Here is a 24,755-nt window from a genome sequence, read left to right on the forward strand (position 1 = left end):
AATCACATCATGATTCCACCATCAACATTTAAAACATGGCCATTTACATAGCTTGCTTCGTCAGAAGCTAAAAATAAATAAGCATTAGCAATATCTTTTGGGACTCCTAGTCGTTGTAAACTGACAATAGACTCCATATAGTTTAATATTTTCTCCGGCATCTTTTCAGTCATAGAAGTTCTCGTAAAACCTGGTGAAACTGCATTTACATTAATACCTTTTCTTCCTAGTTCTTTTGCCCATGTTTTTGTCATACCAACGATTGCCGCTTTCGTTGCAGCATAGTTTGTTTGACCGATGTTCCCATACACTCCACTGACCGAGGCAGTATTAATGACTTTTCCATATCCCTTTTCGATCATGTGCGGAACAACTGCTTGTGTACAGTTAAAAACTCCCTTTAGATTTACATCTACTACACGATCAAAATCTTCTTCAGTCATTTTTACAAGCATCGCGTCTTTTGTTATACCAGCATTATTGATTAATATATCAATCTTTCCGTAGTTAGATAGAACTTTTTGTACCATCGTTTGAACGCTTTCTCTACTCGCTACATCCAACTTTACAAATTGAACATCAAAACTTTTCTCACGTAATTCACTTTCTAACTGCTTTCCTTGTTCCTCTGCGAAATCTGCAATTACTACTTTTGCACCTTCACGTGCAAAGATTTCTACAGCTGCTTTACCGATTCCGTTGGCACCACCAGTTATAATCGCAACCTTATCTTCTAATCTCAAAAGTGCACCTCTATTCTAAAAATTTTTCAATTTCTAATTTTAATCTTTCTAAGTCATCGATTAATGGAGAATGACCACAGTTAACTAATTGAACATTTTCCGCTTTGTCTCCTAAGTCATCAATAATCTGCTGTGTCATTATCATCGGAACGACTAAATCTCTATCACCATATAGATTTAATACGGGAACGTTTATGTTATCTACTTCCCCAGTGCCTTTGGCTGCCACATTGTCAAAATGACTAATATTAAATGTATTTAATGCATGGTAAACATCAGCTAGATTTCGTTGAGTTAACATATCCTCAATATATTCGTTATATTTTTCTTCTACAGGTTGATTATGCGTATAGATTGCCGCATTCCAAACCATTTTTAAGCCTTCTTTATTTTTTGTGTCATATAGTCCTTGCATTGGAATTGTTCGCATTGGGTCACTTTCAATTTCCTCGATTGTAGTAAATCGTTTGGAAACATCTGGAGAACCATCACTATTCGTTTTAAAATGTGGGTATCCTCGGGTTGATCCTGAAGCTAATAACACTAGCTTTTCGCAATATTCTGGATTATCAATGCAGAATTGCATGCAAACAGTCCCGCCAAAAGACCAACCTACTAAACTAAATTTCTTCAATTCTAATGCATCAACAAAAAGTCTTATGTCATTGCTAAAATCTCTTACGTGTGAAGCTCTTTTGTTGTAAGTAGAGCCACCAAATCCTCTTAAATCAGGAGCGATAATAGTAAAATCATCACTAAATGCTTCCATTAAGATATCCCAATGCTTTGAAGAAGTCATATTTCCATGAATAAACAAAACTAACTTGTCACCGCCAAGTCTTTCCCGATAAGTAATGGTTTCTCCATTTGATAATTCTACAGCTTTTAATTGATCAATCATGTTCATGGCATTCTCTCCTATTCTTTTCCCCATCGAATTGTAACTGCACCCCATGCATAACCTATACCTGCACTTACTAAAGTAACTACATCACCGTTATGAAGTTTTCCTTCTTCTTGTGCTAGTTTAAGAGATAATATTTGGTCAATTTGGCCAATATGACCATAATCCGAAAGATAAATAGAATTATCTTCCTCTAAATTAAATGCCTTCAATACATAATCATGTGCTGATTTTTTTACGTGAAGCATTCCGATATACGACAGATCACTTTCATTAAATCCACTTTTTACTAAGGAATTGCGTATTACCTTAATAAAATTATCTAATGACTTTTGTTCAAGTCTACTTTTCATACCGGCTGGATCCAATACATCTAATCGATAAAGTCCTTGTTCCAAATGTTCAGGAGTTAAAGGTTCTTTTGTACCGCCTACTGGTACTAGTACATCTTCAGAAAAAGATCCATCTGTTATAATTTCACTTTCATAAACGATATTTTCTTTTACATCCTTTCGAAGAACAAGTGCTCCTCCACCAGCACCGAGGTTAAACATAAATCTTGTTCGTTCATTTTTATAATCAATGAAATCGTGATTTCTGTATCCACCTGCCAGTAATACGGTTTTTATACTCTCATCAGATAACATTAAACTTTTCGCAAGTTTAATACCCATAATAGTCGTACCACATCTTAGTTGGGCATCAAATGCCCACGCATTTGTAGCTCCGACTTCTTCTTGAATTTTTATAGCAGCTGTCCATAGCGGATATTCTTTATGTTCTTCGCCGATATAAATAATGACATCAATTTCTCTTGGATCGATATTTGCGTTTTGAATGGCATCCTTTGCTGCTTTAATACCCATTTGAACGGTATGATCATTTTTACCTGCAATGGTTTTTTGATTGATCCCCATTTTTGTTTTTACAATATGAGCTGGTATATCAGCAATCTTAGCTATTTCTTCCCCTGTCATTCTTTCTGTCGGTAAATATATACCAATTCCAATGATACCTACATTCATTTTGAACTCTCCTTACTCTTTGAAAGTGGAGCGACGTCTAATTGATTTCTCTTTATTTTCCACTGAGAATATTTCGTCTGAATTGTTCCAACAATGCCTTTAGGGAAGAAGATTACAGCTAAAATATAAATAATACCGAAGAAAATAATCCATCGTTCAAAAATAGGGAAATCTCTCGCTAACCCCGATAAATAGTGCTGTGCGGACTCAATAACAACTGACCCAACTAATGGTCCAATTAAAGTTCCAACCCCACCAATAATTGTCATTAGTAATGCATCTAAAGTAATTTCCATTGTTAATACACTTGTATTCACAAAACGTAGTGATACAGCATACAAAGATCCTGCCAAGGCAGCAATGACTCCTGCAACAACAGATGCAATCACTTTATAATACAGTGTTTTAAAACCTAATGATTTTGTTCGTTGCTCATTTTCGCGTACGGCAATAAGTACACGTCCTAGCGGAGAGCTAACAAAACGCTTCAATACGATAAATACAATGACTAATAACGCTAAAACAACTAAATAAAATATAACTCTATCTTTAAAGACTTCTGGAGCTTTAAATGTAAACCCATCATTTCCTTTTGTTACACTTCTCCACTTTTCCGCTACTACTAAAAGAAGACCTGAAATAGCCATTGTTAACATAGCAAAGAAATGACTTTTTAATCGTAGTGTAAGTAAACCTACGATAAAACTTAATATCCCAGCAATAAGCATTCCAACAATAATTGAAACAATGAACACGCCAATTGTTGATTCGAAATCTGATAGCATAATTGCAGTACAATATGCTCCAATACCGAAGAACATAGCATGACCAAATGAAACAATACCGGTATACCCTAGCAAAATATCATAACTCATGGCTAAAATGCCGAAGATTAATATTTGTGTAACTAAAATTGTCAACGTCCGAGAGTCCATTACAAATGGAAAAGCAACTAGGGCAAGCACAATAATAAATAAAATAATATTTGATCTTGATAGTAATATCGGTTTATTCATATTCTCACCCCTTCGCCGTTGTGAATAATCCTTGAGGACGGAATATTAACACAACAACCATTATTATCATATTTACTGCAAGAGATAGATAAGGAACATAATAAGCCATGAAACTACCCGCTAATCCAACTAAGATTGCAGCAAATAGTGATCCTTGGAAACTACCCATTCCCCCAATTACTACCACGATAAATGCCATAATTGCAAATTCCATTCCAAGTTCAGCATAAATTGCTCCAGAATATGGTGCAAATAACATACCCGCTAATGCAGCAAGAGCAGAGCCCGTCATAAAGACAACTAAGAAGATTCGTTTAATATTAATCCCAAGTGCCTGTACCATATCACTGTTCATAACCCCAGCTCGAACAATAAGACCAATTTTTGTGCGTGTCAGCATATAATGTAATAGACCAAAAATTATAAATCCAAAGAAAATAATGAAAATACGATATTTAATAATAATTATATCTCCTAGTTGCCAACTCCCAGCTAAAAGTTCAGGTACCTTTACAGCAACAACGTTTGGCCCGAAGACTACCTTAATCATTTCTTGAAGAACGAGCATAAATCCTAAAGTGATTAGAATCTGTTGAACGAGATTTCCGTAAACTGGAGTAATAATTAACTTTTCCGTAATAAACCCAAAGACAAGTCCCGTTAAAATCGCAACAATAATCCCTACAATAAAACTTCCAGAATAGGCATAGCTAAATACACCTGCATATGCACCCCACACGAATAATCCACCGTGTGCAAAATTAAGAACATGCATTAGACCAAATATAAGTGTAAGCCCAGAAGCAAGAAGGAATATTAACATCCCTGTTGCAAGACCATTTATAACTAAACTAATAATTAAATCCATGTAGTCCCCCCCTTTAACCGATTCCCAAATATTTATGTTTCAACTCATCATCTTCAATCAATTCTTTCATTGCCCCATTGCGAACTGTTTTTCCATCATCGATTAATGTAAAGGAATCACCTATTTTACTTGCCATAATGAAGTTTTGTTCAACTAGTACAATCGTTGTTTGTTTCTTCATTTCAACAATTGCTTCCATTACTTTTTCAATGACAATTGGAGCAAGACCCTTAGATGGTTCATCGATTAAAAGTAACCTACTATCGTTAACAAATGCACGTGACATCGCTAACATCTGCTTTTGTCCACCAGATAAATTACCGCCAGCCTTTTTCCAAAACTTCTTTAAATCGGGAAATAAATTCAGTACGTACTCTAATTTTTCCTTACTTTCATCTGTTTCTTTTCGCATTGCTACTTTAATATTCTCTTCAACTGTTAAATCACCAAATATTCCCTGATCCTCTGGAACATACCCAATCCCTAGATTTGCAATATCATAAGTTGCTTTTTTCGTAATGTCTTGATTTAAAAATGTGACCGAACCACCTGATGCTGGTGTTAGACCAATAATTGTCTTTAATGTCGTAGTTTTTCCTGCACCATTACGTCCAAGAAGTACTGAAACTTCACCTTCTTTAGCTTCGAAATGAACTCCTTGTAAAATATGGTACTGGCCTATATGAGTATTGACATTATCAAGTTTCAACAAGCTCGTCATCATAAAGCCCTCCTAAATAAGCATTTTGAACCGTAGTATTATCCATTATTTCCTTTGGTGTGCCATCCGCTAATAGTTTTCCGTTAAATAGCACCATGATGGAGTCCGATAAGTCCAAAATCATATCCATCTTGTGTTCGATTAATAGAATCGTTTTATCTCCGCGATTTTTAATTGATTTAATAACATCTAAAATGGCAGGCACTTCCTCAAGAGACATACCCGCAGTTGGTTCATCAAGCATTAGAACCTCTGTATCTAGAGCTAATAACATAGCAATTTCTAGCTTTCGCTTTTCTCCATGTGCTAATTGACTTGCTATATGATGGGCTTTATTTTCCAGTAAAACTTGTTCTAATATTGTCAATGCTTCTTCAGTAATTTTCTTATAATGTAAATAATGTTTAAAAGGGTTAAAACGGATTTTTTCCTTCGACTGTACAGCAAGACGTACATTTTCTAGTACCGTTAGGTTTGGAAATACATTTGTAATTTGAAATGAACGACCCAAACCTAGTCTTGTACGTTCAACTGATGATAGGTTAGCAATGGATTTTCCTTTGAAAAATACATCACCTTCAGTATTCTTTAACTCGCCGCTAATTAAATTAAAGAACGTTGTCTTTCCTGCCCCATTTGGTCCAATGATTGATTTAAAATGTTTTTCAGGCATTTCAAAATTAACGCGATCGACCGCCTTATGGCCACCAAAACTAATACTTAGATTTTCTGTTCGAATGATCGGTTCCATGTTTCTCCTCCTATCTGTTCCTCTTAAAATCTTTAATAGAAATGCGGAAGGCGCTCGCCCAACTCCGAAAGCAACTGGAGAAACCGACAAAAGAGCGCTCTTTGCTCTTGCAGGCGGTTTTGAAGTTGCCGAGGAGTTAGCGCCTGAAGCTAGACACCTGAAAAGTGGAAGGCGCTCCCCAAGCTTCAACAGCAACTTCCAACTAAACTTCTAAATTGAAAGTAAAGATTTTAAGAGAAACAGACCAACAATATGGTCTGTTTCAAATGGTTTGTTTTAATTCCTTATTGGTGGCTCAGTCTCAGATGGAGAAAGCTCACGAATTAAAACAGGTACTGGATAATCGAAACCATCCACTTCTTGTAAAGTTACAGAGTAAAGTGGTTGTAATGCTTGGTGGTCTTCAGGACGGAATGTCATTGTTCCTTTTGGAGTTTCAAATGACATACCTTCCATTAAAGGTATTAATTTGTTACCATCAGCATCTCCACCTGATTTTTCTAAAGCTGTAACAATTGCCATTGCAGCAGCAAATCCACCTGGAGTAAATAAGTCAGGCACTTCACCGTTATGACGTTTTTTGTGCTCATCTACTAACCAATCATTAATTGGGTTGTCTGGTAAAGTGTGATAGTAAACAGAGAATCCTTCCATACCAACTAATTGACCCATTGTTTTAAGAGCTGGGATATCTGGAGCACCTGTTGAAACTTTAATACCATTTTCTTGTAACTTCATGTCATTAATTTGTCCCCAAGGTGAGTTTGCACCCGCCCAAACAACAAATAGGTAGTCAGGTTTTGAATCTATAATTTTTTGTAAGTTTGAAGTGAAGTCAGTAGCGTCAGCTGGCGCATACTCTTCAGCCACAATTTCAGCACCTAATGCTAAAGCTGCATCTTTGAATGCAGATACCCCATCCCAACCGAAGGAATAGTCTGGAGCAAATGTTGCAATTTTTACACCTTCACCAGCAATAGCAGCAGCTGCAGCATATGCATCTTGCGAAGAGTTACGTGCAGTTCTAAAAATATAAGGGTTAAACTCAGAACCTGTAATACTATCAGCAACTGCAGGTTCTACGATCATAATTTTTTCATATTCTTCTGCTAAAGGAAGAACAGCTAATGTGTCACCAGAACTAGAAGATCCAACTAGGAAGTCAACCTTGTCATCTTCCAATAGTTTCGTAGCTTTTTGAACTGCTACTTCAGGTTTTGTTTCTGTGTCTTCATAAACAATTTCAATCTTTTTCCCTGCAACTTCCATCGTTCCACCAGTTGCATACTCAAGACCTAATTCAAACCCTTTTTGAGTTTGTTTACCATAAGACTCAAGAGCACCAGTTAATGATGCTAGAACACCGATTTTGATTGTGCCACCAGATTCAGTTGCTGTTTCTGTAGTTTCTGTCTTTTGTTCTTCAGTTTTTGTTTCTTCTTTATCAGTCGTTTTCCCAGGAGTGTTAGTAGATGATTGTTCTCCACCACAAGCTGCTAGGATGACTACAAGAAACACAAGCATAAACAGATACCAAAGCTTTTTCATGAAAATACCCCCTTTGTGTTTTAAAGCGCTTTCAACTGCTTTGAGAATAAGATAAAACATGGGAGTTACAAAAAAGTTACAATTTAGTGAACATTTTTTCGAAATATAGAGAAATTCAATTATTTCCAAGGTGTTTTTTATAAAATTATTTACACCAAGCGGACAAATTTGTTGCTTGCTTTAACGAGTAGCGGGTACTCGACAGAAAAAAAGCTAATGACTTACAGAAAGCTTTCACTCTCTGAAAATCATTAGCGTATAATCATTTCATATATTTCGTACGTTGATTCCATTGGATCGATGTTTAGTTCAGTTTTTAAACTTTCAACACATTTTTCAAACCATTTTACTGCTTGTGTTCGATTATTTAAATGATAATAGCTTAGCATGAGAAGTCGATATCCTTCTTCCCAAGTATTGTCTTGCTTAATTACCTTTTCAGCCCAGAATATGACCTCTTGATACCTCTTTAATCTAAATAAATTTTGAGCAATTCTTTCTATGACTAAGAGATACAAGTTAACTAGTTCTTCCCTTTTTTGTTGAACCCAATCTATATGGTAGAACTCTTCTAATAAATTTCCTTTATACAATGATACTGCCAATTGTAACCATTCTATGGAAATTGATGGTTCTTTTTCTTCTAATCCAAATGTTGCAAACTTTTTAAAGTAGTCAATATCTGTTGAAAATGCAATGCTTTGCTGAAGTTGGTACATAGAATTTTTTCTAATAATGTAGGCACTTTCTTCTCTTGCATTTCTTTCAGGTTCAAGTACTTTTAAGCACGCATTATATATCACTTTAAAGTCGCGTGCCATTGCCACATCATTACCCTTTGGCCAAAGAATGTGTAACAATTCTTCTTTAGACACATAGCGATCTTTGTTTAATAGTAGATACAAAAACAATTCCTTCGCTTTTTCACGTTTCCATTCTTTATCATCAATTTCTTCATAATCACGAAAAATGCTAAATGTCCCTAGTACATTTACGGAAATAAAATATTTCGGAACAACTTCTCCCTCTTTATATTTCATCAAATATCCAATTTTCTTAACTTCATCATTCGAATTATTTGTCAAATGATAGTGAAATAACTGATGAAATATTAATAGATTTCTAGGACCAAGTAATGTAATTTTTTGCAGGAAAAACTCGTATTGATGATCAATACAAAGAGATATAAATCGTAAAAATGAATTCGTAAACTGATTCTGATCATTTTTCAAATAATAAATATAGGACATCCAAAAGTTACTAACCATTTGTCCATAGTGATCTTTACATATTGTAAATAATTCTTCTGCACGTTTTGCATAATGCAACGCTTCAGGTAGTAGATGATTCTCAACATTGATTTTCGTAAAAGTAGCAAGTAATAATGCTGATACCCATTTATCTTGTACTCTTTCGGTTTCGTATAAACCAAGATTTGCATAAGAAATTGCTTCTTCGATATTTCCTTTTCTGCTATAAACTAATGCTAACCCCATATATGACTCAGCTTTTGCCCTAGAAACATGAATCTCATCCATAATTTCAATCGTTTTTAAATAGCTAATTTCTGCAGTCTGAAGATCAAATGGATTTAGGAGAAGAAGTGCATGTCCCCTACGTAGAAAAGCCACTGCTTCTGCATATTGTGAAAAGTCCCGTTCACTATTTTTCACACAATTATTCGCCCTTACAAAGGATTTTTCAATCTCACCTAACATTGTAAGGATTAGAGAGTTGAGAACATCAGATTCACGATGTGCATCCAAAGGCAATACATCCTTAACTTCTCTCATTTTAATAAGCATTCTTGCTTCACTTAACTTTCCTTGTCTTAACATCGTTCGAACATCTAAATTGCCTTGATATAAAACATTTTCTGGCAAGTTCATTTTTGTTACCCATTGTTCAGATTCATAAGCTCTGCCTAAATTCACAAGATTCTCTGCATATTGTCTTTGCAATAAATGGAGTTCTTCTATATTGATATTTACTCTTTGAGAGATTTCTAATGCTTTTTCTAAATAATCTTCAGCATAGGCAGGTTGAATCGTATCCAAATAAATATGAGCAATCCCTGCATTCGCTTTTAAAATGAAATAATGATCCATCTGTTCTTGAGCAAAGGCTAAACAATAATCATATGATTTTTTTGCTTTTTCGTATTGTGCTTTATAACGAAAACACTCACCCTCATAAAAATATAATGCATAGTAATTTTCTTTTGTTTCACTAGATAATTCTTTAATTCTTTCTAAATAATAATCAAATTGTCCAGCATTAATGAAATCGGTTGCAAAACTTACTAAAATCTCAGCGATTAATAGTTGGTTTTTCGCTTTGTTTGCATGGTGTAGTGCAAACATTGGTTTATTTTCGTTAATAAAATAATTAGCTGCTTTTTCTTGTAAATAAGTATACTCTACTTCATTTCTTTCCTTCAGTTTCATTTCTAAAAACTGTTGGAACAACACATGAAATCTAAATTCTTTTTGACCGTATAAAGGTTGAATGAATCCTTGAATCTTGACAAGTTCCATTAATTGATCTGCCATTTCTTTACTATAGAATTGTTCAACTAAATGAGTAGAGAATGTTTGGAATATACTAAAGTTTAATAATGCTTCTTGTTGCCTACTACTCATATTTTCAAAGATTTCATCAGACAAATATGCAAAAAATTCATTTAATGATAAATTTGTAATTTCATCTATTGATATGGTTGAGTCTGAATCTCTTAGTTGTAATGCAAGTAAAATGATAGCAATTGCCCAACCTTCAGTCACTGCAAGTATTTTTTGAATTTGTTCTCTTGATAAATAACATTCAAAATAATCTTCAAACAATACTTGTATTTCTTCTTCAGTAAACTGAAAATCTTCTTCTGTACATTCGATTAGTTGTCCATTAATTTTTAGTTGTAAAAGGCAATTCCAGCTAAGTCTTTGTCTTGTAGCTACGATAAAATGAATATGTGAAGGTAAGTTTTCTATGATTTTGTTTAACACATAGTTAATTTGGAATACATGATTCACTAGGTGAAAATCATCAATCACAATAAAGAATGGCTGATTAATTTTATATAATTCATTTACAAATAACTTATATAATTTATTTAACTCATCTAACTTAGGGAACATGGACAGATTATCCCATCCAACTAAAGATGCTCCGAAATCATGGCTCACTCTTCGAATACTATAAAATAAGTGTCTCATGAAAGGTAAAATATCATCATCTTCATCTGTTACCTGATACCATGAAAAGAGTAGGTTTTGGTCTGAGGTTAGTTGTGTAAGAACAGATGTCTTTCCATACCCCGCACCGCTTTGAAGGACAGTTAATTTTGCTTGTGAAACTTTTGATAGTTTTTTTGCTAAATTGGCCCTACTCATAATATGATTTGAAGTATCTGGTGGAATAATTTTAGATAATAAGACATTTTGCACCTTTATGACCCTCCTTTACCTTAAATTAACGAAACTACTCTATCATCCTTTTATATCCATTTTAGAATATTTTCAATAATTTAAAAATAGCAATGTAAAAATTAAATAAAATTTTTACATTGCTATCTATTTACTTAGCTAAAACTGGCAATATATCAATGAATTGGTCTTTCACTTTTACTTCTTCCTCATTTAAGAGTATATGAATTTCTCCATAGTCTTTAGAAGTACGAATTAGTCTACCAATCCCCTGCTGAAGTCTTAAAAGCATAAATGGTAAGTCCACTTCTTCAAAAGCATTTTTAGAGAAAGCACGTTTTGCATCGAATAATGGATCTTGTGGTGGAAATGGCAAATCATAAATAATTACTCGTGTTAAACTTTCTTCAGGTAAATCAAGACCTTCCCATAAGTGATAAGAACATAATGTACTGATTGTTCCACTTTGGAATTCACGAATTGTTGATGATAACTCTTGGTCACCTTCAAAGAAAACTGATAATCTTGCCATTAAAGACAAGCTTTCTTTAAATTTAAGCATTGAATGTTTTGATTTAAATAATATTAGCGTTTTCTGTTTATCTTTAAGTAATTCATTTACCTCAACTACCTTCTCGTTTTTTGCTTCATGAAGTTCGATTTTCATCACTTCATCATAGTCAAACGGAGATGGGACACTAAATGACATATAATCCTTAATACCTAAACTTGATGCGATAAATGTAAAATCTTTTTTGACAGAAAGAGTTGCCGATGAGAAAATAATCGGTAAGTTTTTCGAAAAGAGTTTTTCCTCTAAAACCTCCGTTATTAATCGTGGCATTATAACTAATGTTTCTTCGCCATCTGCTTCTTCTAACCAGTCAATTGCATCCGATTTCGCCGTAAATATTTTAATCGCAGCTTGATATTGCTCCAAAAATTCTTCCGCCATATTTAACTCATATTCTGGAATCATATAAAGCTCTGATTCAAATACAAACTCCTCTAACAGCTTCTCTACATCATCAATTAATCTTTTACCATAAGTTAATAATGTTTTGGATTTGTTAATTTTTTTACGGTTTTCTTCTGATGGCACAATATCATCACGAAGTTGGTCAAAAAACCGTTCATGATCTTCTTGTAATTTTTCCATAGCATATAAAGTACTTTCACGGACACCATCTACCATTAAGCGATCTAGTAGGTTTACAATTGTAAAGTTTTGCACTTTGTAAGTCATTGCTTTTTGTGCAGCATATTCTAGTAAATGCCCTTCATCTAGTACCATCATTGACACTTCAGGTAATAATGGTAAATGCCCTTCACGTTCCCGTGATTCTTTCGTTGCTAAATGTTCCATTAAAAAATCTTGTGAACAAATAATTAAATCACTTGAACTACGATAATGAGCTCTATGAATTGTTTGGCCACAGCGATTACGCATTTCACAAACACCACATTGCATTAGTGAATTAAAGTTTACTTTTTGCCAAGATTCATCACTTATAAATGGATAATCACTACGAGCACCGTATGGTTGAGTAGAAAGCATTGAACCTTTTGCATATACCCCTTCAGGAATGGACATGGCAATGTCATCGATCCAATCGTCAACTTCAACTTTTTCAGCTTCCTCAAAACGTTTTAAACATAAATATTGATCTCTTGATTTTGCAAGTCGCACATCTATATCCAAATTTAATAGATTCTCTAGTTTCTCAATATCACCACCAGCTTTTACGAGCTGATCGATTAAAGTTTCATCCGCACATGCTATTAATGCCGGTCTTCCTGTGTAACGTGCATAGGAAATGGCAGGTAATAGATATGCAATCGTTTTTCCTGTACCTACCCCAGCTTCTGCGAATAAAACACTCTTTTCTTTAAGTGCCTTTTCAATCTGATAAGCCATAAATATTTGTTCGTCACGCATTTCAAGACCTTTTTCAGGTAATTCATCGTAAAGAACATCCCCCATCCAATCACTAAGTGATTCAAAAAAGGACTTATCCTTTGATAATTCAAATGGTAAAGGTTTTCTCATAAAGTTTGTCTCCTCAAAATTTGTCTAGTATAGACATTGAAAAGGAAGGAGCAAAAGTCCCTCCTTCCGTTCAAGTACTTCCATAAATAATTTATTCATCACGTTTTGATTTTTGTCCCCAAAACTGATATAAATCTGTTCGAATAAACCCGTTAAATAGTTTACGCTTCTTGGTAGCTTTTCTTCCATATAATTCTTCAAAATTTTCCATCGAAGACAACATATAAACCGACCATGTTGGGTATTGCTTCATTACTGCACCTAAGTCTTTTATGACTTTTTCAATCGCTTCGATTTCACCTATACGTTCACCATATGGAGGATTCGATACGATCACGCCATCCATTACCTTCGTTGTAAAATCTGTTGCTTGCATCTGTTTAAATTTGATTAGGTCACCAAATCCAGCCTCAATTGCATTTCCCTCTGCAATTTGAATCATTCGATGATCAATATCTGAACCTATTATTTCAAGCTCTTGATCATAATTGGCAAGTGAGTCCGCTTCATTCCTAGCATCTTCCCAAACTTTTGCTTTCATCCAGTTCCACTCTTCAGAAATAAATTCACGATTGTAACCAGGTGCAATATTTTGACCAATCATCGCAGCTTCAAGCGGTATTGTGCCAGATCCACAAAATAGATCTACGAAAGGTCTACTCGGACTCCATTTTGAAAGTTTTACAAGAGCAGCAGCAAGAGTTTCTTTTAATGGTGCTTCCCCTTGGGTTTGACGATATCCTCGCTTATGTAGACCGCTACCTGAGGTATCAATTGTAATTGTTGCCAAATCTTTCAAAATTGAAACTTCAATTTTAAACGTTGCTCCAGATTCATCTAAAAGACCAATTCTTTTATAATTGAATTTTAGACGTTCAACAATAGCTTTTTTTACAATCGCTTGGCAATCAGGTACACTAAATAATTTTGACTTTACTGATTTACCAGAGACAGGAAAAGCAGCATCAACAGGTAAATAACGTTCCCATTCAATTTTCTTTGTACTTTCAAAAAGCTGATCGAAACTGTATGCAGGAAATTGAGCTACAACAATTTTCACACGATCAGCGATGCGTAACCAAAGATTACAACGGGCAATTGCTGTTTCATCACCTTCAAAGTATACTTTTCCGTTTTCTACTTTTGTTTCATAACCTAAACTTTGTACTTCCTCAGCAACAAGTGCCTCAAGACCCATTGCACTCGTTGCTACTAATTGATATTTAGTCATTTTTCTTTCCCCTCTTGATGTACAACTTCCCAGATTTGTAAAAATTCAATTAACTCGTCCATTGGGACTGGTTTAGAGTAATAGTATCCTTGGATAAAATCACAACCCATTTCGCGTAATAAGTTTAATTGTTGAACACTTTCTACTCCCTCTGCAACAACTTTCATTTTTAGTCGGTGAGCCATTTGTATAATTGCGTCGACGACAGCTTGTTTTTCATCGAGGCTAACCATATGCTGTATAAAGCTACGATCTATCTTTAAATAATCTAGTGGAAATCGAACTAAGTAACTTAATGATGAATAACCAGTACCAAAATCATCAATCGATAATTTAAAACCAAGTTGTTTTAAGCGTACTAACTTACTCACTGTATCTGTATCGTTATTCATAACTGTTCTTTCAGTCATTTCGATTTCAAAGTTGTTTGCCGAAGTATTATTTTTTTCTAAAATCGATTTTATGGATTTTAAAAAGTTAACTTGTTGGAAATGGATACTAGAAATGTTAATCGACATTGTTATATCCGAATATCCTGCATCCCGTAATTTTCGTAAATCTTCACAAGCTTTATGAATGATAATTTCGCTGATTGGGATTATAAGTCCTGTTTCTTCAGCAAATGGAATAAATTCAGCTGGAGACACGAACCCTAGTTCCTCGTTATTCCATCTAACTAGAGCTTCTATTCCAACAACTCGATTATCACTTAAACTTATTTTGGGCTGAAAATACAATTCAAAATCTTTATTTTCAATTGCTTTTCTTAATTCTCCATCCAATTTTAAAACCCTTTTAGAATCAGAACTTAAATCCTCGAAATAAAACGAAAAACCATTTCTACCATTTTGTTTGGAATAATACATTGCTTTATCCGCTCGATTTACTAACTCATCCGTATTATTTCCATCATGTGGATAAATACTGATTCCTATACTAGTGGATATGTAAATTTCTTGTTCTTCTATGTAGACAGGTTCTTCAATAATTTTAATAATCTTTTCAGCAAAATAAGCTGCTTCCCTAGGATGTGTAATGTTTGTTAAAGTAATAACAAATTCATCTCCACCGTATCTTGCAATTATATCCTTATTTTTCAATTGCCTTTTTAAGCGTTTTGCAACAACTAATAATAATTGATCTCCAATTGAATGACCTAGTGTATCATTTACTTGTTTAAAACGATCTAAGTCTAAAAAGAAAACTGCATGTAACATTTTAGAGTTAATTTTTTTGGAAGATTCTAATAAGCTATTCATACGTTCAAGAAATGCAAAGCGATTATTCACTTCAGTTAATGAATCAGTTAATGCACGTTTTTCTAACTCATTCTCAACGATTTTCATTTCAGATAAATCGGTGAATAGACCACAATAATTTGTGATGTTACCCTCTTTATCCCTTACTTCTTTGATTGTTAGACTCTCTGGATATATATCACCAGTTTTTCTACGGTTCCAAATTTCACCCTGCCAACTACCAGTTCTTTTAATTTGTTCCCACATCTCTATGTAAAAATCTTTTTCATGAATACCAGATTGGAGTAATGTTGGTGTTTTCCCAATTACTTCATCGGAGCTATATCCAGTAACAAATTCAAAAGCTGGGTTTACAGCAATAATTTTCAAATGTTGATCGGTAATCATAATTCCTTCAGCAACATTTTCTAATATAATTTCAAGACACTCATATGGGTATTGATAGATAGAATTATTGCGATTTCCATTATGTAAATCTTTACTATTTCCCATAATATTAACTCCCATCACTAAAAGAAAAGCTCTCCACTACGATGGAGAGCTTTCAATACTTGAGCGTTATTGCTCTTTCTCATTATCAAACCATGCCACGTAACCCATATACAAATTTACATATACGTACGACATGTTGAAAAATAATGAATCAGCGCATTTTATTAATAACATATGTTTAAATCATGTAAAATTCAATAAGCCATGTTTTGTTCCCGAGTACTCAAACGGCTTTCGCCTCGTACGAACCGGGTAGTAATCATCTATCTACGCGAAAATTATCGCGTCTCTCCATCTGTTCATTTCCTTCAGGAGAGTGCCCCTACCATAATTTGGGTTTCTCACTCGTGGGGTTTACCTCGTTCCACCTTCACCGTTTCCGATGAAGCTCCGTCACTGTGGCACTTTCAGGAAGTGTCAACCATATCAGAACGACTTAGGTTTTCCTTCCGCCGTCAAGGCTAAGCCTTGCCTTACCTTATTTTTTCAGTAAGCACGAACACTACGGTCATCTCAGAGCCGTGTGAGCATGGACTTTCCTCTACAACTTCATATGAGTTGCAGCGATTACTCGAATTTCACATTGATAAAATCATTATACTAAAAAACATTTGTTATTTCAACATTTAGCGACCAATTAATTATTCGTATAATTTGCTACCAAATACATGTTTTTCTAAATTTGAAAGTCTCTTTAAAATATCAAAATTGGTATTTCCAACAGGTTGGTTTGGTTGAGGCCTTCTTGAAGCATTTTGTAATTCTTCTTTTAAACGTGTATTTTCAGTGCGAAGTTCAGTCAGAATTTTTTCAAAAGCGTCATAATCTTCCATGATTTGATCTAAAAATTGATCAACCTGGTCCACACTATAACCTTTCATAGCTTTTTTAAATTCTTTCTCTAATATTATTTTTGAATTTAATTTTATATCCATTCACATCGCCCTTCCATACAAAACATACGTGATTATATTATATCATATGAACATGTTGAAAAGTGAAGGAAAACACACTACAAACTAAAATTAGCGATCGACTAATAAAGTAGATACTATTTTCTTTCATCGAAAATCTTGTCACATTATAGTAGATATACGATATGTTTTTTGTCAAATCTTGCGCTTACCTGGGAAATAGAAGTAATAAATATTTAGGAAATAATTTTATTTTCTAATCTTTGTATTCTCTTTTCCCATTGTTCTATTAATTTTATTTTTTGTGATGCATTGAAGCAAGTAGCATTTTCTATCAATTTAAGTCCATCCAATGCACATCGGATTGCTTTTTCAAAAGTTTTTAATTGATGTTCATAAACAATGGCTAATTGCTCATATGCTTTAATTTGTTTTTTTATATCTAGATGAGGGATTGCATATTCAAAATGTATAGCAGCTTCTACAAATTGACCATTTCTTTTCTGTTCAATTGCTAGGTAGTAATAAGCAAGACCTGTTTCTGGACCTTCAAAATGCTCAGTAACTTTACTTAAAAAACGTTCGCTTTCACCCTTATGCTTTAAATCTCCATACCATTTCCCTACATTTGTAAGGGTCGTAGCGGCTTCTTCAACTCTAGTTTCAATTAATAAATTCGTTGAATGTATATAAAGTGTAACTAATGAAAGTAAATCCCATTCGTTATGGTATAAAACTTTTATCAAAGTATCTGCTTGACCACTTTTTAATGCATCGGCATAAATAATTGGTGCTAAAAAACCTGGAATATCACCTTTTCGATGAAAGCCAAGTTTTTCTTCTTCCACTGTTGTTAATTTCATCTTTTCAAGGTTGTTCTTCCAAATACGTTTTGAACTATGAAGTAAATCGATTTGTTTATGATTAGTTAGTTTGGGTAACGTATTTCGATGTAGTGTCCATCTCGTTTCAACCTGTGGCCAATCAAAGCTTTTACCATTATAAGTAATGATTGTCTTTTGTGTTTGCCAAAATTTAGACTCGAATAAAAAAGCGGCTTCATTTGAAGGGTCAGCTAAAACATATTGGGTAAGTAAAAATCCATCTGTTTTAGCTTCAAGAACTCCTATTAAAAAAATATGGGTTCCAACACCTTTTAACCCTGTTGTTTCTGTATCAAAAAATAAAATGTCATCGTCAAAACTTAAGGAAAAAGGATGACTAATGCGATGATTCTCCCACTTATCGATAGCATCATACAAAGATCCTAATTCATAAAGTCCATGCTTATAGTCGTTGGAATACATAACTTCACGTTTAAAAACAACGCCAAAATCATTTTCGATGACGTTCAACCCACATTTTACCCAATTCTCTAAATAGCTTGGCTTTGGTGGTTTTACAAAAGTAGGTTTTTCAACTACTTTCTCTTTTTTACTACCCAGCATTTTCTTCAATTGAAGTATTTTATTTTCATATGACATTTCGATCACTTCATCTCATTTAACAAAAAGGATAATAGTTTAGTAACTTTCTCTTTTCCATTTTGCAAATTATTTTCTACACCTATACATGATGGACATCCATTTTCACAAGGGCAAATATCTACATGTTGAATTGATTCTTCAATAATAGAATCCAGAATATCATACACTTTTTCACTTAATCCAATTCCACCTGGGTAACTATCGTAGATGAACAATGTTGGTTTTTCATTATGAATCGCCTTAACTTGTGGAACGACAGATAAGTCTTTTCGATCACATTGGATAAACAACGGAACAAATGATCCGATTGCGTATGCTGCACCAGTAAGTGCATCCGTAAGTACATCTTCTGACCAATTTTCGAGATTTTCGAAAGAGAGCCACGTAGAATTTGTATGCATTTCTAGAGGTGGAATATGAATCTTTCCTGATCCGATATTTTCGTGAGTGTTAAATCTAATTTTTTTGAAAATGGTAGGAATCGCCAATAAGCTAACATCACCATAACCTAATTGTGCAGAAGGATAAGGTTTGCTCTTGTCTTCGCTTAACACTTTTAGTTCCACTGCTAAATTTGCATCTGTAAAATAATCCACATCTACTTCTCGGACAAATGCTTTCTTTTCTTCCCAATCTAGTTTTTCTACCTGGTATTGAATCCCTTGATGTAGATAGATGGCTTCTTCATGCAATAAGGTCATGGCGCTATACGTATCCATTTCACCAATGACTTTTGTTGAACCTTGAATGGACCAATCAATAATAACGACATTTTCTTGAGCACTAGAGCGCAGACTTATTTCATGTGCGGGAAACCTGTCACTCATCCAATGCCAATTTGAACTTGTTTTTAAAAGTACGCCTTCTTCTTCTAAAAAGGCTAATAGTTCTTGAACTTCAAACTCTCCGTAAACATCAGTCATAGAGAACGGTAATTCAAAAGATGCGCACTTTAAATGTTCCATTAAGATTAAAATATTTTCAGGATTAATCAATGCTTCTTCAGGTGAACTCCCTAACAAATACTTCGGATGATTGACAACGTACTGATCTAATGCTGTTGCACCTGCAACATAAATAATTAAAGCGGAATCTTGTCTTCTCCCTGCACGACCTGCTTGTTGCCACGCACTTGCTATATTACCAGGATATCCCGTCATAATACATGCTTGTAATTGCCCAATATCAACACCTAGTTCTAGGGCATTAGTACTAACAACAATTTGAATCGAACCATCACGTAATCCTTTTTCGATCGCACGACGTTCTGTAGGTAAATAGCCTCCACGATATCCACGTATGGATTCATCCTGTATTTTCTTTTTTGTTAACTCTTTTAAATAGGTTACAAGCATTTCTACTCGAACTCGAGATTTAGCAAATACAATTGTTTGAATACCGGCTTTATAAAGTTCTGTAGCTAAATCTCGCACCTCAAGCACACTACTTCTCCTCACACCAAAAGTTGGATGGACAATTGGTGGATTATAAAAAAGAAATGTTTTTTTTCCAACCGGAGCACCTGAATTTGAGATTAGTTCATGAGTAGTATTTGTAAGTTTTTCTGCTAGTTCTTTCGGATTTTTAATAGTTGCAGATGTACAAATAAATATTGGTTTACTACCATAAAACTCGCAAATCCTTTTCAACCTTCTAATAACATGTGCGACATGGCTTCCAAAGACACCTTTATATGTATGTAACTCATCAATTACAATATATTTTAAATTTTCAAAGAGAGAGACCCATTTTGTATGGTGTGGTAATATGCCTGAATGAAGCATGTCAGGATTTGTCATAACAATATGACCAGCCTTACGGATTTTTTGACGAATTGCCGGGGATGTATCTCCATCGTATGTGTAACTAAGAATTTCTTCGTCCATACTTTCTATCAAGTTATTTAAATCAGTCTTTTGATCTTGTGCAAGCGCCTTTGTTGGAAATAAATAGATTGCACGACTTGACGAATCTTGTAAAATTTGTTGAAGGACTGGTAAATGATAGCAAAGAGATTTACCAGATGCAGTTGGTGTTACTGCTGTAAAAGATTGTCCTTCAGAAGCATAATCAAAGGCATCTCGTTGGTGTGTATATAATTGTGAGATCCCTCTTTCGATTAAAGCTCTTTTAATAGAAGGATGAAGTTTTTCAGGAAAGGATGCAAAATGAGCAGGCTTTTCCTCTATTGTTTCAATATGAAGTATATTTTTTTTAATATCCGAATCGTTTTTCCAGCTTTGTACAAGCTCATCAACAGATTTTTTTTTATTTAATTGCATCTTTTTCACCTTCCTCTAAGAAGCGTAAAAAATTAGACAAGGTATAATGAACAGATTGAATAGATTGTGTTATACGTTTTTTACTCGTTTCTTTATAAAATGATTGCACTACAAATTGATTCATTGCATCAACAACATTTGCTATTTGAACTTCGTGAATATATTTCGGTTGATTTATACGTATCCATTCTTTTGCACTTTGTTGCCAATCGTTCAATTGTGTTTGAATTTTGTCTGCATAAGGTTTTACTTCGTCAAAAAATAAAGGTGCTGCGTCCAATTCTCGCATATTAAAAAAGCGATTTACAGACGCATCACACTCTTCTATCAATTGTTTTGTTTGATCTATCAAAGTCATTTTGGCTACCCCAAACTATAAACATTTTTTATATCTATAGTGTACCAAAAACTAATGAAAATCACTACTAAAAGGGGAACAAGTATTCTTTACATGATATTGCTTTTCTGCTAAGCTTACTTTTTGATGAGTGGTTACGAGTTTTGTTAAAAATGCATCATTCATAGAGTTACGTTCCTTTTCAATTTTTGAGCCCAACATATGATCGATACAATCAATTTGTGCTAGAAGCATTTGAATTCTATTCAAATTAACCATCCTCCCTTGCTAGTAGAATTCCTTGCAAAAATAGAAATACCTTTCGTGTTGTCAAAACTAGACAAGGGATGCTAAAAGAAGAAATATTTCGATAATCTTTTATAGTTAATATTATTCTAAAAAATGGTTATCATTTTGGAGAAGGGTGATTTAATGACAATTCGTTATCCGAATGGCAAAGTTTATAAGCCATCGGGCGAAGTGCCTAAAGTACTAAAAACAAATAAGAAAGAAAAAAACCTTTCATTTAGTAACCGTGGGAAAACCCTAGAGGATGAAATTAATGAAACAAATCTTTTTTACTTAAATCATCAAATTGCAGTCATTCATAAGAAACCTGTTCCGATTCAAATCGTCAAAGTAGAGTATCCGAAAAGAAGTGCTGCTGTTATTCGGGAAGCATACTTCCGTACTGCTTCAACTACGGATTATAATGGAGTATGGAATGGCTATTATCTAGATTTCGAAGCAAAGGAAACAGAGAGTAAAACTTCCTTTCCTTTAAAAAATGTGCACTCACATCAAATCAAACATATGGAGGATGTCATAAAGCAACAAGGTATTGCTTTTATGATTGTTCGATTCTCAAAATTAGATAGATATTTTATATTACCTTTTCAAATTTTGTTCGATGCTTGGAACAAAATGGAAAAGGGTGGCGCAAAATCAATACCACTTAAAGTTTTTGAATTAAGTTCAGTTGAAGTTTCACCTGGATTTAATCCACGTATTGATTTTTTATCCGCCATTGAAAAATTAATTGCAAACAAAGAATAGTAGTTTGTATAAGTGAGGAGATTACTGTGGCTGAAAAAAGAACACGAGAAGAATTAAAACGTGAACGTGAATTACAAAAAAGACAACAGAAAAAACCAGCAAAACTTTGGATCAAACGAATCATTTTATCGCTATTGGCTATCGGTTTAGCTGGATTTGTATTTGGCGTTGGGCTATTTGTTTACTATGCAAGCTCAGCACCTGAATTAAATGAAGAATTATTAAAAGATCCTATTTCTGCTGAATTTTACGATAAAAACGGTGAACTATTTGCAACAATAGGCGTTCAAAATCGGAAATATGTCGAATATGAGGAAATTCCGAAAGAAATGGTTGATGCCATACTAGCAACAGAAGATGTGCGTTTCTTTAATCACTTCGGAGTCGATGTTTGGAGAACAATGGGAGCGGTTCTTGCAAACTTCCGTGATGGATTTGGTGCACAGGGTGGAAGTACAATTACTCAACAAGTAGTAAAAAATTCATTCTTAAGTAATGATAAGGCGTTGAAACGGAAAGCACAAGAAGCTTGGCTTTCGGTTCAATTAGAACAGCAGTACGATAAAGAAGAAATTTTTGAAATGTATTTCAATAAAATTTTAATGTCTGGAAGAATATATGGTTTTGCGACAGCGGCAGAATACTTCTTCGGTAAAGAGTTAAATGAATTAGAACTTGACGAAATGGCATTACTTGCTGGGATGCCACAAAGTCCTAACAGATATAATCCATTTAAAAATCCAGAACGTGCACAGCAACGTCGAGATTTAGTCTTAGATTTAATGGTACTACATGAAAAAATTACAGAGCAACAAGCAGCAGCTGCAAAAGAAATTGATGTAGTTTCACGATTAGTACCAGAAGATAAACGTCAATCAGTAGCTGGTTCAAAATATGATGCATTTCTTGATGTTGTTCAAAACGAACTTGAAAGAAATGGTGATGGAGAATTATTGAGTGAAGGTATAAAAGTTTATACTACTCTTGATCCGGATGCACAAACAGTTGTTGAGAATGTTATGAACAATCCAGCTAACTTCCCTACTGAAAAGATAGAGTCTGGTGTTGCGGTAGTCGATACTAAGACTGGAGCTATTAGAGCAATTGGTGGTGGACGTGACTATGGAGGTCGTGGTTATAACTTTGCAGAAGATTTAACAGGTCGTTCTCCTGGTTCAACGATGAAGCCATTACTTGATTACGGACCAGCATTTGAATATTTAAAATGGTCAACAGGACAAACAATCGTAGATGATAAAATTACTTATACTGGGACCAATCAAGCTATTTCAAACTGGGATAACAAATACCTTGGGACTATGACAGTTCGAGAAGCCCTGTATACTTCACGAAATGTGCCAGCTGTTAAAACATTAAAAGAAGTAGGTACCAATCAAGCAAAACAATTTGTCTCTAAACTTGGAATTCAAACGGATGAAGTCTATGAATCGGATGCAATCGGTGGTGGGAAAATAAAGCTTTCCCCTATTCAGATGGCAGCATCATTTGCAGCATTCGGTAATAATGGTGTTTACAATGATCCGCATACAATTAAAGAGATTGTTTACCGTGATGGTTCTAAAAAATCATATGATAATGAATCAACCGTAGCTATGGAAGACTATACAGCATACATGGTAACAGATATATTACGAGATGTATTAAGTAACAAACCAGGTGCATCTGGCTCTCGAGCAAATGTCTCTGGGTTAGATATAGCTGGTAAATCTGGAACAACAAACTATTCTAGCGATGATTTTGCGAAATATAACTTACCGAATTCCGCAGTACCAGATTCATGGTTCGCAGGTTATACAACAAATTACTCAATCGCAATTTGGAGCGGATATTCTGATTATAAGGAACCTATCACAACGTGGGATGAACGATGGTTACCGCAAAATTTATTTAAATCAATTATGTCTGGGGTATCAGCAAATGTAGAAACTCCTCGTTTTAGTAAACCAGGTTCTGTTGTTGAAGCAACGATAGAAGTTGGCACAAATCCTTTAAAACTGGCGAGTGAACATACACCTGATGAACTTCGAGTAACAGAACTGTTTATAAAAGGTACAGAACCTACAGAAGTTTCAGATCAATTTAAAAAGCTAGAATTAGATCCAGTATCTAACTTACAAGCAGTGCCAAATGATGTTGGTGGGCTCGTTGACTTAATGTGGGAATATACTCCTCCGACAATCAACAACGGCGATAAAGTTGATAAAGACGAAGCGCAACAAACTGTTCCAATTTCCTTTGAAGTATCCATGACAGTTGATGATGGAGCACCAACAGTCATTGGTACCACTGAGCAAATGCATGTCACGATTCCGAATCTTGAATATGGTAGAAACTATACATTTACTGTAGTCGCGGTGTCAGAAGATGTGCGTAGTGAGCCTGCTTCCGTTTCAGTAATTGTCGAAAATCCAATTGAAGAACCTATTATAGAAGATCCAATCTTTGATGAAGATGGTAATCCTGAAAATGGTGATGACAATGGAAATACCGATGAATCTGATGAGAATAACGATGGCGAAGAATCGCCTGGCAATGAAAATGGCGCAGACAATGGTGAAGGTGCAACTCAACCAAATTCCCCTTCTCAACCAACTAAACCTGGACGGGGAAATAATAACGGTTAGT

Annotated in this window: 19 protein-coding genes and 1 other RNA gene; 2 read left to right on the top strand and 18 right to left on the bottom strand. The window is 34.5% G+C overall.

The window, feature by feature from the left end:
• Positions 1 to 2: 2 nt before the first annotated feature.
• From fabG to CD29_RS05100, 18 genes are all read right to left on the bottom strand, one after another.
• Positions 3 to 743, bottom strand: coding sequence for a 3-oxoacyl-ACP reductase FabG (gene fabG / locus CD29_RS05015; RefSeq protein WP_036183643.1), 741 nt, complete (start codon positions 741 to 743; stop codon positions 3 to 5).
• A 10-nt stretch (positions 744 to 753) separates the two neighbouring features.
• Positions 754 to 1,650 carry an intracellular short-chain-length polyhydroxyalkanoate depolymerase gene (phaZ, locus tag CD29_RS05020; protein WP_036183645.1) on the bottom strand — a complete coding sequence of 299 codons (897 nt, stop codon included), beginning with the start codon at positions 1,648 to 1,650 and terminating at the stop codon, positions 754 to 756.
• Positions 1,651 to 1,661: 11 nt separating this feature from the next.
• The gene (locus CD29_RS05025) at positions 1,662 to 2,672 is read right to left on the bottom strand and encodes a 3-oxoacyl-ACP synthase (RefSeq protein WP_036183649.1); all 1,011 of its coding nucleotides are present in this window, start codon (positions 2,670 to 2,672) and stop codon (positions 1,662 to 1,664) included.
• Entirely contained in the window at positions 2,669 to 3,688 is a 1,020-nt protein-coding gene (locus CD29_RS05030) for a branched-chain amino acid ABC transporter permease (protein ID WP_036183651.1), read from the bottom strand. Before CD29_RS05030 ends, CD29_RS05025 begins: the two co-directional genes overlap by 4 nt.
• Before the next feature lie 4 nt (positions 3,689 to 3,692).
• Positions 3,693 to 4,556, bottom strand: coding sequence for a branched-chain amino acid ABC transporter permease (locus tag CD29_RS05035; RefSeq protein ID WP_036183653.1), 864 nt, complete (start codon positions 4,554 to 4,556; stop codon positions 3,693 to 3,695).
• Between the two features lie 13 nt (positions 4,557 to 4,569).
• Positions 4,570 to 5,277: an ABC transporter ATP-binding protein gene (locus CD29_RS05040; RefSeq protein WP_036183655.1), complete on the bottom strand. Its 708-nt coding sequence runs from the start codon at positions 5,275 to 5,277 to the stop codon at positions 4,570 to 4,572.
• Positions 5,255 to 6,028: an ABC transporter ATP-binding protein gene (locus CD29_RS05045; protein ID WP_036183657.1), complete on the bottom strand. Its 774-nt coding sequence runs from the start codon at positions 6,026 to 6,028 to the stop codon at positions 5,255 to 5,257. Before CD29_RS05045 ends, CD29_RS05040 begins: the two co-directional genes overlap by 23 nt.
• Positions 6,029 to 6,304: 276 nt before the next feature.
• Positions 6,305 to 7,576, bottom strand: a complete 1,272-nt coding sequence (locus tag CD29_RS05055; protein ID WP_036183662.1) for a substrate-binding domain-containing protein — start codon at positions 7,574 to 7,576, stop codon at positions 6,305 to 6,307.
• Positions 7,577 to 7,827: 251 nt separating this feature from the next.
• Positions 7,828 to 11,022 (bottom strand): BTAD domain-containing putative transcriptional regulator, encoded by a 3,195-nt coding sequence (locus CD29_RS05060; protein ID WP_036183666.1) that lies wholly within the window; start codon positions 11,020 to 11,022, stop codon positions 7,828 to 7,830.
• A 130-nt stretch (positions 11,023 to 11,152) separates the two neighbouring features.
• On the bottom strand, positions 11,153 to 13,051 hold the full coding sequence (locus CD29_RS05065; protein ID WP_036183668.1) for an ATP-dependent DNA helicase: 1,899 nt from the start codon (positions 13,049 to 13,051) through the stop codon (positions 11,153 to 11,155).
• A gap of 91 nt (positions 13,052 to 13,142) precedes the next feature.
• On the bottom strand, positions 13,143 to 14,282 hold the full coding sequence (locus CD29_RS05070) for a THUMP domain-containing class I SAM-dependent RNA methyltransferase (protein ID WP_036183670.1): 1,140 nt from the start codon (positions 14,280 to 14,282) through the stop codon (positions 13,143 to 13,145).
• On the bottom strand, positions 14,279 to 16,033 hold the full coding sequence (locus CD29_RS05075; RefSeq protein WP_036183673.1) for a putative bifunctional diguanylate cyclase/phosphodiesterase: 1,755 nt from the start codon (positions 16,031 to 16,033) through the stop codon (positions 14,279 to 14,281). The genes CD29_RS05070 and CD29_RS05075 overlap by 4 nt, the downstream gene beginning before the upstream one ends.
• Positions 16,034 to 16,226: 193 nt before the next feature.
• Positions 16,227 to 16,612, bottom strand: an RNA gene (gene rnpB, locus CD29_RS19935) — RNase P RNA component class B.
• 62 nt (positions 16,613 to 16,674) lie between these two features.
• Positions 16,675 to 16,968, bottom strand: coding sequence for a cell division regulator GpsB (gene gpsB, locus CD29_RS05080; RefSeq protein WP_036183675.1), 294 nt, complete (start codon positions 16,966 to 16,968; stop codon positions 16,675 to 16,677).
• 215 nt (positions 16,969 to 17,183) lie between these two features.
• Entirely contained in the window at positions 17,184 to 18,431 is a 1,248-nt protein-coding gene (locus tag CD29_RS05085; RefSeq protein ID WP_036184064.1) for a ribonuclease H-like domain-containing protein, read from the bottom strand.
• A 5-nt stretch (positions 18,432 to 18,436) separates the two neighbouring features.
• A complete protein-coding gene (locus tag CD29_RS05090; protein WP_036183679.1) occupies positions 18,437 to 20,716 on the bottom strand; it encodes a DEAD/DEAH box helicase in 2,280 nt (759 codons plus the stop codon).
• A complete protein-coding gene (locus tag CD29_RS05095) occupies positions 20,703 to 21,074 on the bottom strand; it encodes a YppE family protein (RefSeq protein ID WP_036183681.1) in 372 nt (123 codons plus the stop codon). Before CD29_RS05095 ends, CD29_RS05090 begins: the two co-directional genes overlap by 14 nt.
• 51 nt (positions 21,075 to 21,125) lie before the next feature.
• Entirely contained in the window at positions 21,126 to 21,323 is a 198-nt protein-coding gene (locus tag CD29_RS05100; protein WP_036183684.1) for a hypothetical protein, read from the bottom strand.
• Positions 21,324 to 21,485: 162 nt separating this feature from the next.
• On the opposite strand from CD29_RS05100, the gene recU reads away from it, so the two are divergent.
• Both recU and CD29_RS05110 read left to right on the top strand, forming a co-directional pair.
• Positions 21,486 to 22,109 (top strand): Holliday junction resolvase RecU, encoded by a 624-nt coding sequence (gene recU, locus CD29_RS05105; RefSeq protein ID WP_036183687.1) that lies wholly within the window; start codon positions 21,486 to 21,488, stop codon positions 22,107 to 22,109.
• A gap of 26 nt (positions 22,110 to 22,135) precedes the next feature.
• Complete coding sequence (locus CD29_RS05110) at positions 22,136 to 24,754, top strand: penicillin-binding protein 1A (protein WP_036183689.1); 2,619 nt, start codon at positions 22,136 to 22,138, stop codon at positions 24,752 to 24,754.
• The last annotated feature ends 1 nt before the right edge of the window (position 24,755 follow it).

This window comes from Ureibacillus manganicus DSM 26584 (assembly GCF_000772945.1).
Taxonomy (GTDB): domain Bacteria; phylum Bacillota; class Bacilli; order Bacillales_A; family Planococcaceae; genus Ureibacillus; species Ureibacillus manganicus.

Bases quoted from the DNA above. Each gene is read 5' to 3' on its own strand.
- phaZ (WP_036183645.1), bottom strand. From the start codon at position 1,650: ATGAACATGATTGATCAATTAAAAGCTGTAGAATTATCAAATGGAGAA.
- CD29_RS05025 (WP_036183649.1), bottom strand. From the start codon at position 2,672: ATGAATGTAGGTATCATTGGAATTGGTATATATTTACCGACAGAAAGA.
- CD29_RS05030 (WP_036183651.1), bottom strand. From the start codon at position 3,688: ATGAATAAACCGATATTACTATCAAGATCAAATATTATTTTATTTATT.
- CD29_RS05035 (WP_036183653.1), bottom strand. From the start codon at position 4,556: ATGGATTTAATTATTAGTTTAGTTATAAATGGTCTTGCAACAGGGATG.
- CD29_RS05040 (WP_036183655.1), bottom strand. From the start codon at position 5,277: ATGACGAGCTTGTTGAAACTTGATAATGTCAATACTCATATAGGCCAG.
- CD29_RS05045 (WP_036183657.1), bottom strand. From the start codon at position 6,028: ATGGAACCGATCATTCGAACAGAAAATCTAAGTATTAGTTTTGGTGGC.
- CD29_RS05055 (WP_036183662.1), bottom strand. From the start codon at position 7,576: ATGAAAAAGCTTTGGTATCTGTTTATGCTTGTGTTTCTTGTAGTCATC.
- CD29_RS05065 (WP_036183668.1), bottom strand. From the start codon at position 13,051: ATGAGAAAACCTTTACCATTTGAATTATCAAAGGATAAGTCCTTTTTT.
- CD29_RS05070 (WP_036183670.1), bottom strand. From the start codon at position 14,282: ATGACTAAATATCAATTAGTAGCAACGAGTGCAATGGGTCTTGAGGCA.
- CD29_RS05075 (WP_036183673.1), bottom strand. From the start codon at position 16,033: ATGGGAAATAGTAAAGATTTACATAATGGAAATCGCAATAATTCTATC.
- gpsB (WP_036183675.1), bottom strand. From the start codon at position 16,968: ATGGATATAAAATTAAATTCAAAAATAATATTAGAGAAAGAATTTAAA.
- CD29_RS05085 (WP_036184064.1), bottom strand. From the start codon at position 18,431: ATGTCATATGAAAATAAAATACTTCAATTGAAGAAAATGCTGGGTAGT.
- CD29_RS05090 (WP_036183679.1), bottom strand. From the start codon at position 20,716: ATGCAATTAAATAAAAAAAAATCTGTTGATGAGCTTGTACAAAGCTGG.
- CD29_RS05095 (WP_036183681.1), bottom strand. From the start codon at position 21,074: ATGACTTTGATAGATCAAACAAAACAATTGATAGAAGAGTGTGATGCG.
- recU (WP_036183687.1), top strand. From the start codon at position 21,486: ATGACAATTCGTTATCCGAATGGCAAAGTTTATAAGCCATCGGGCGAA.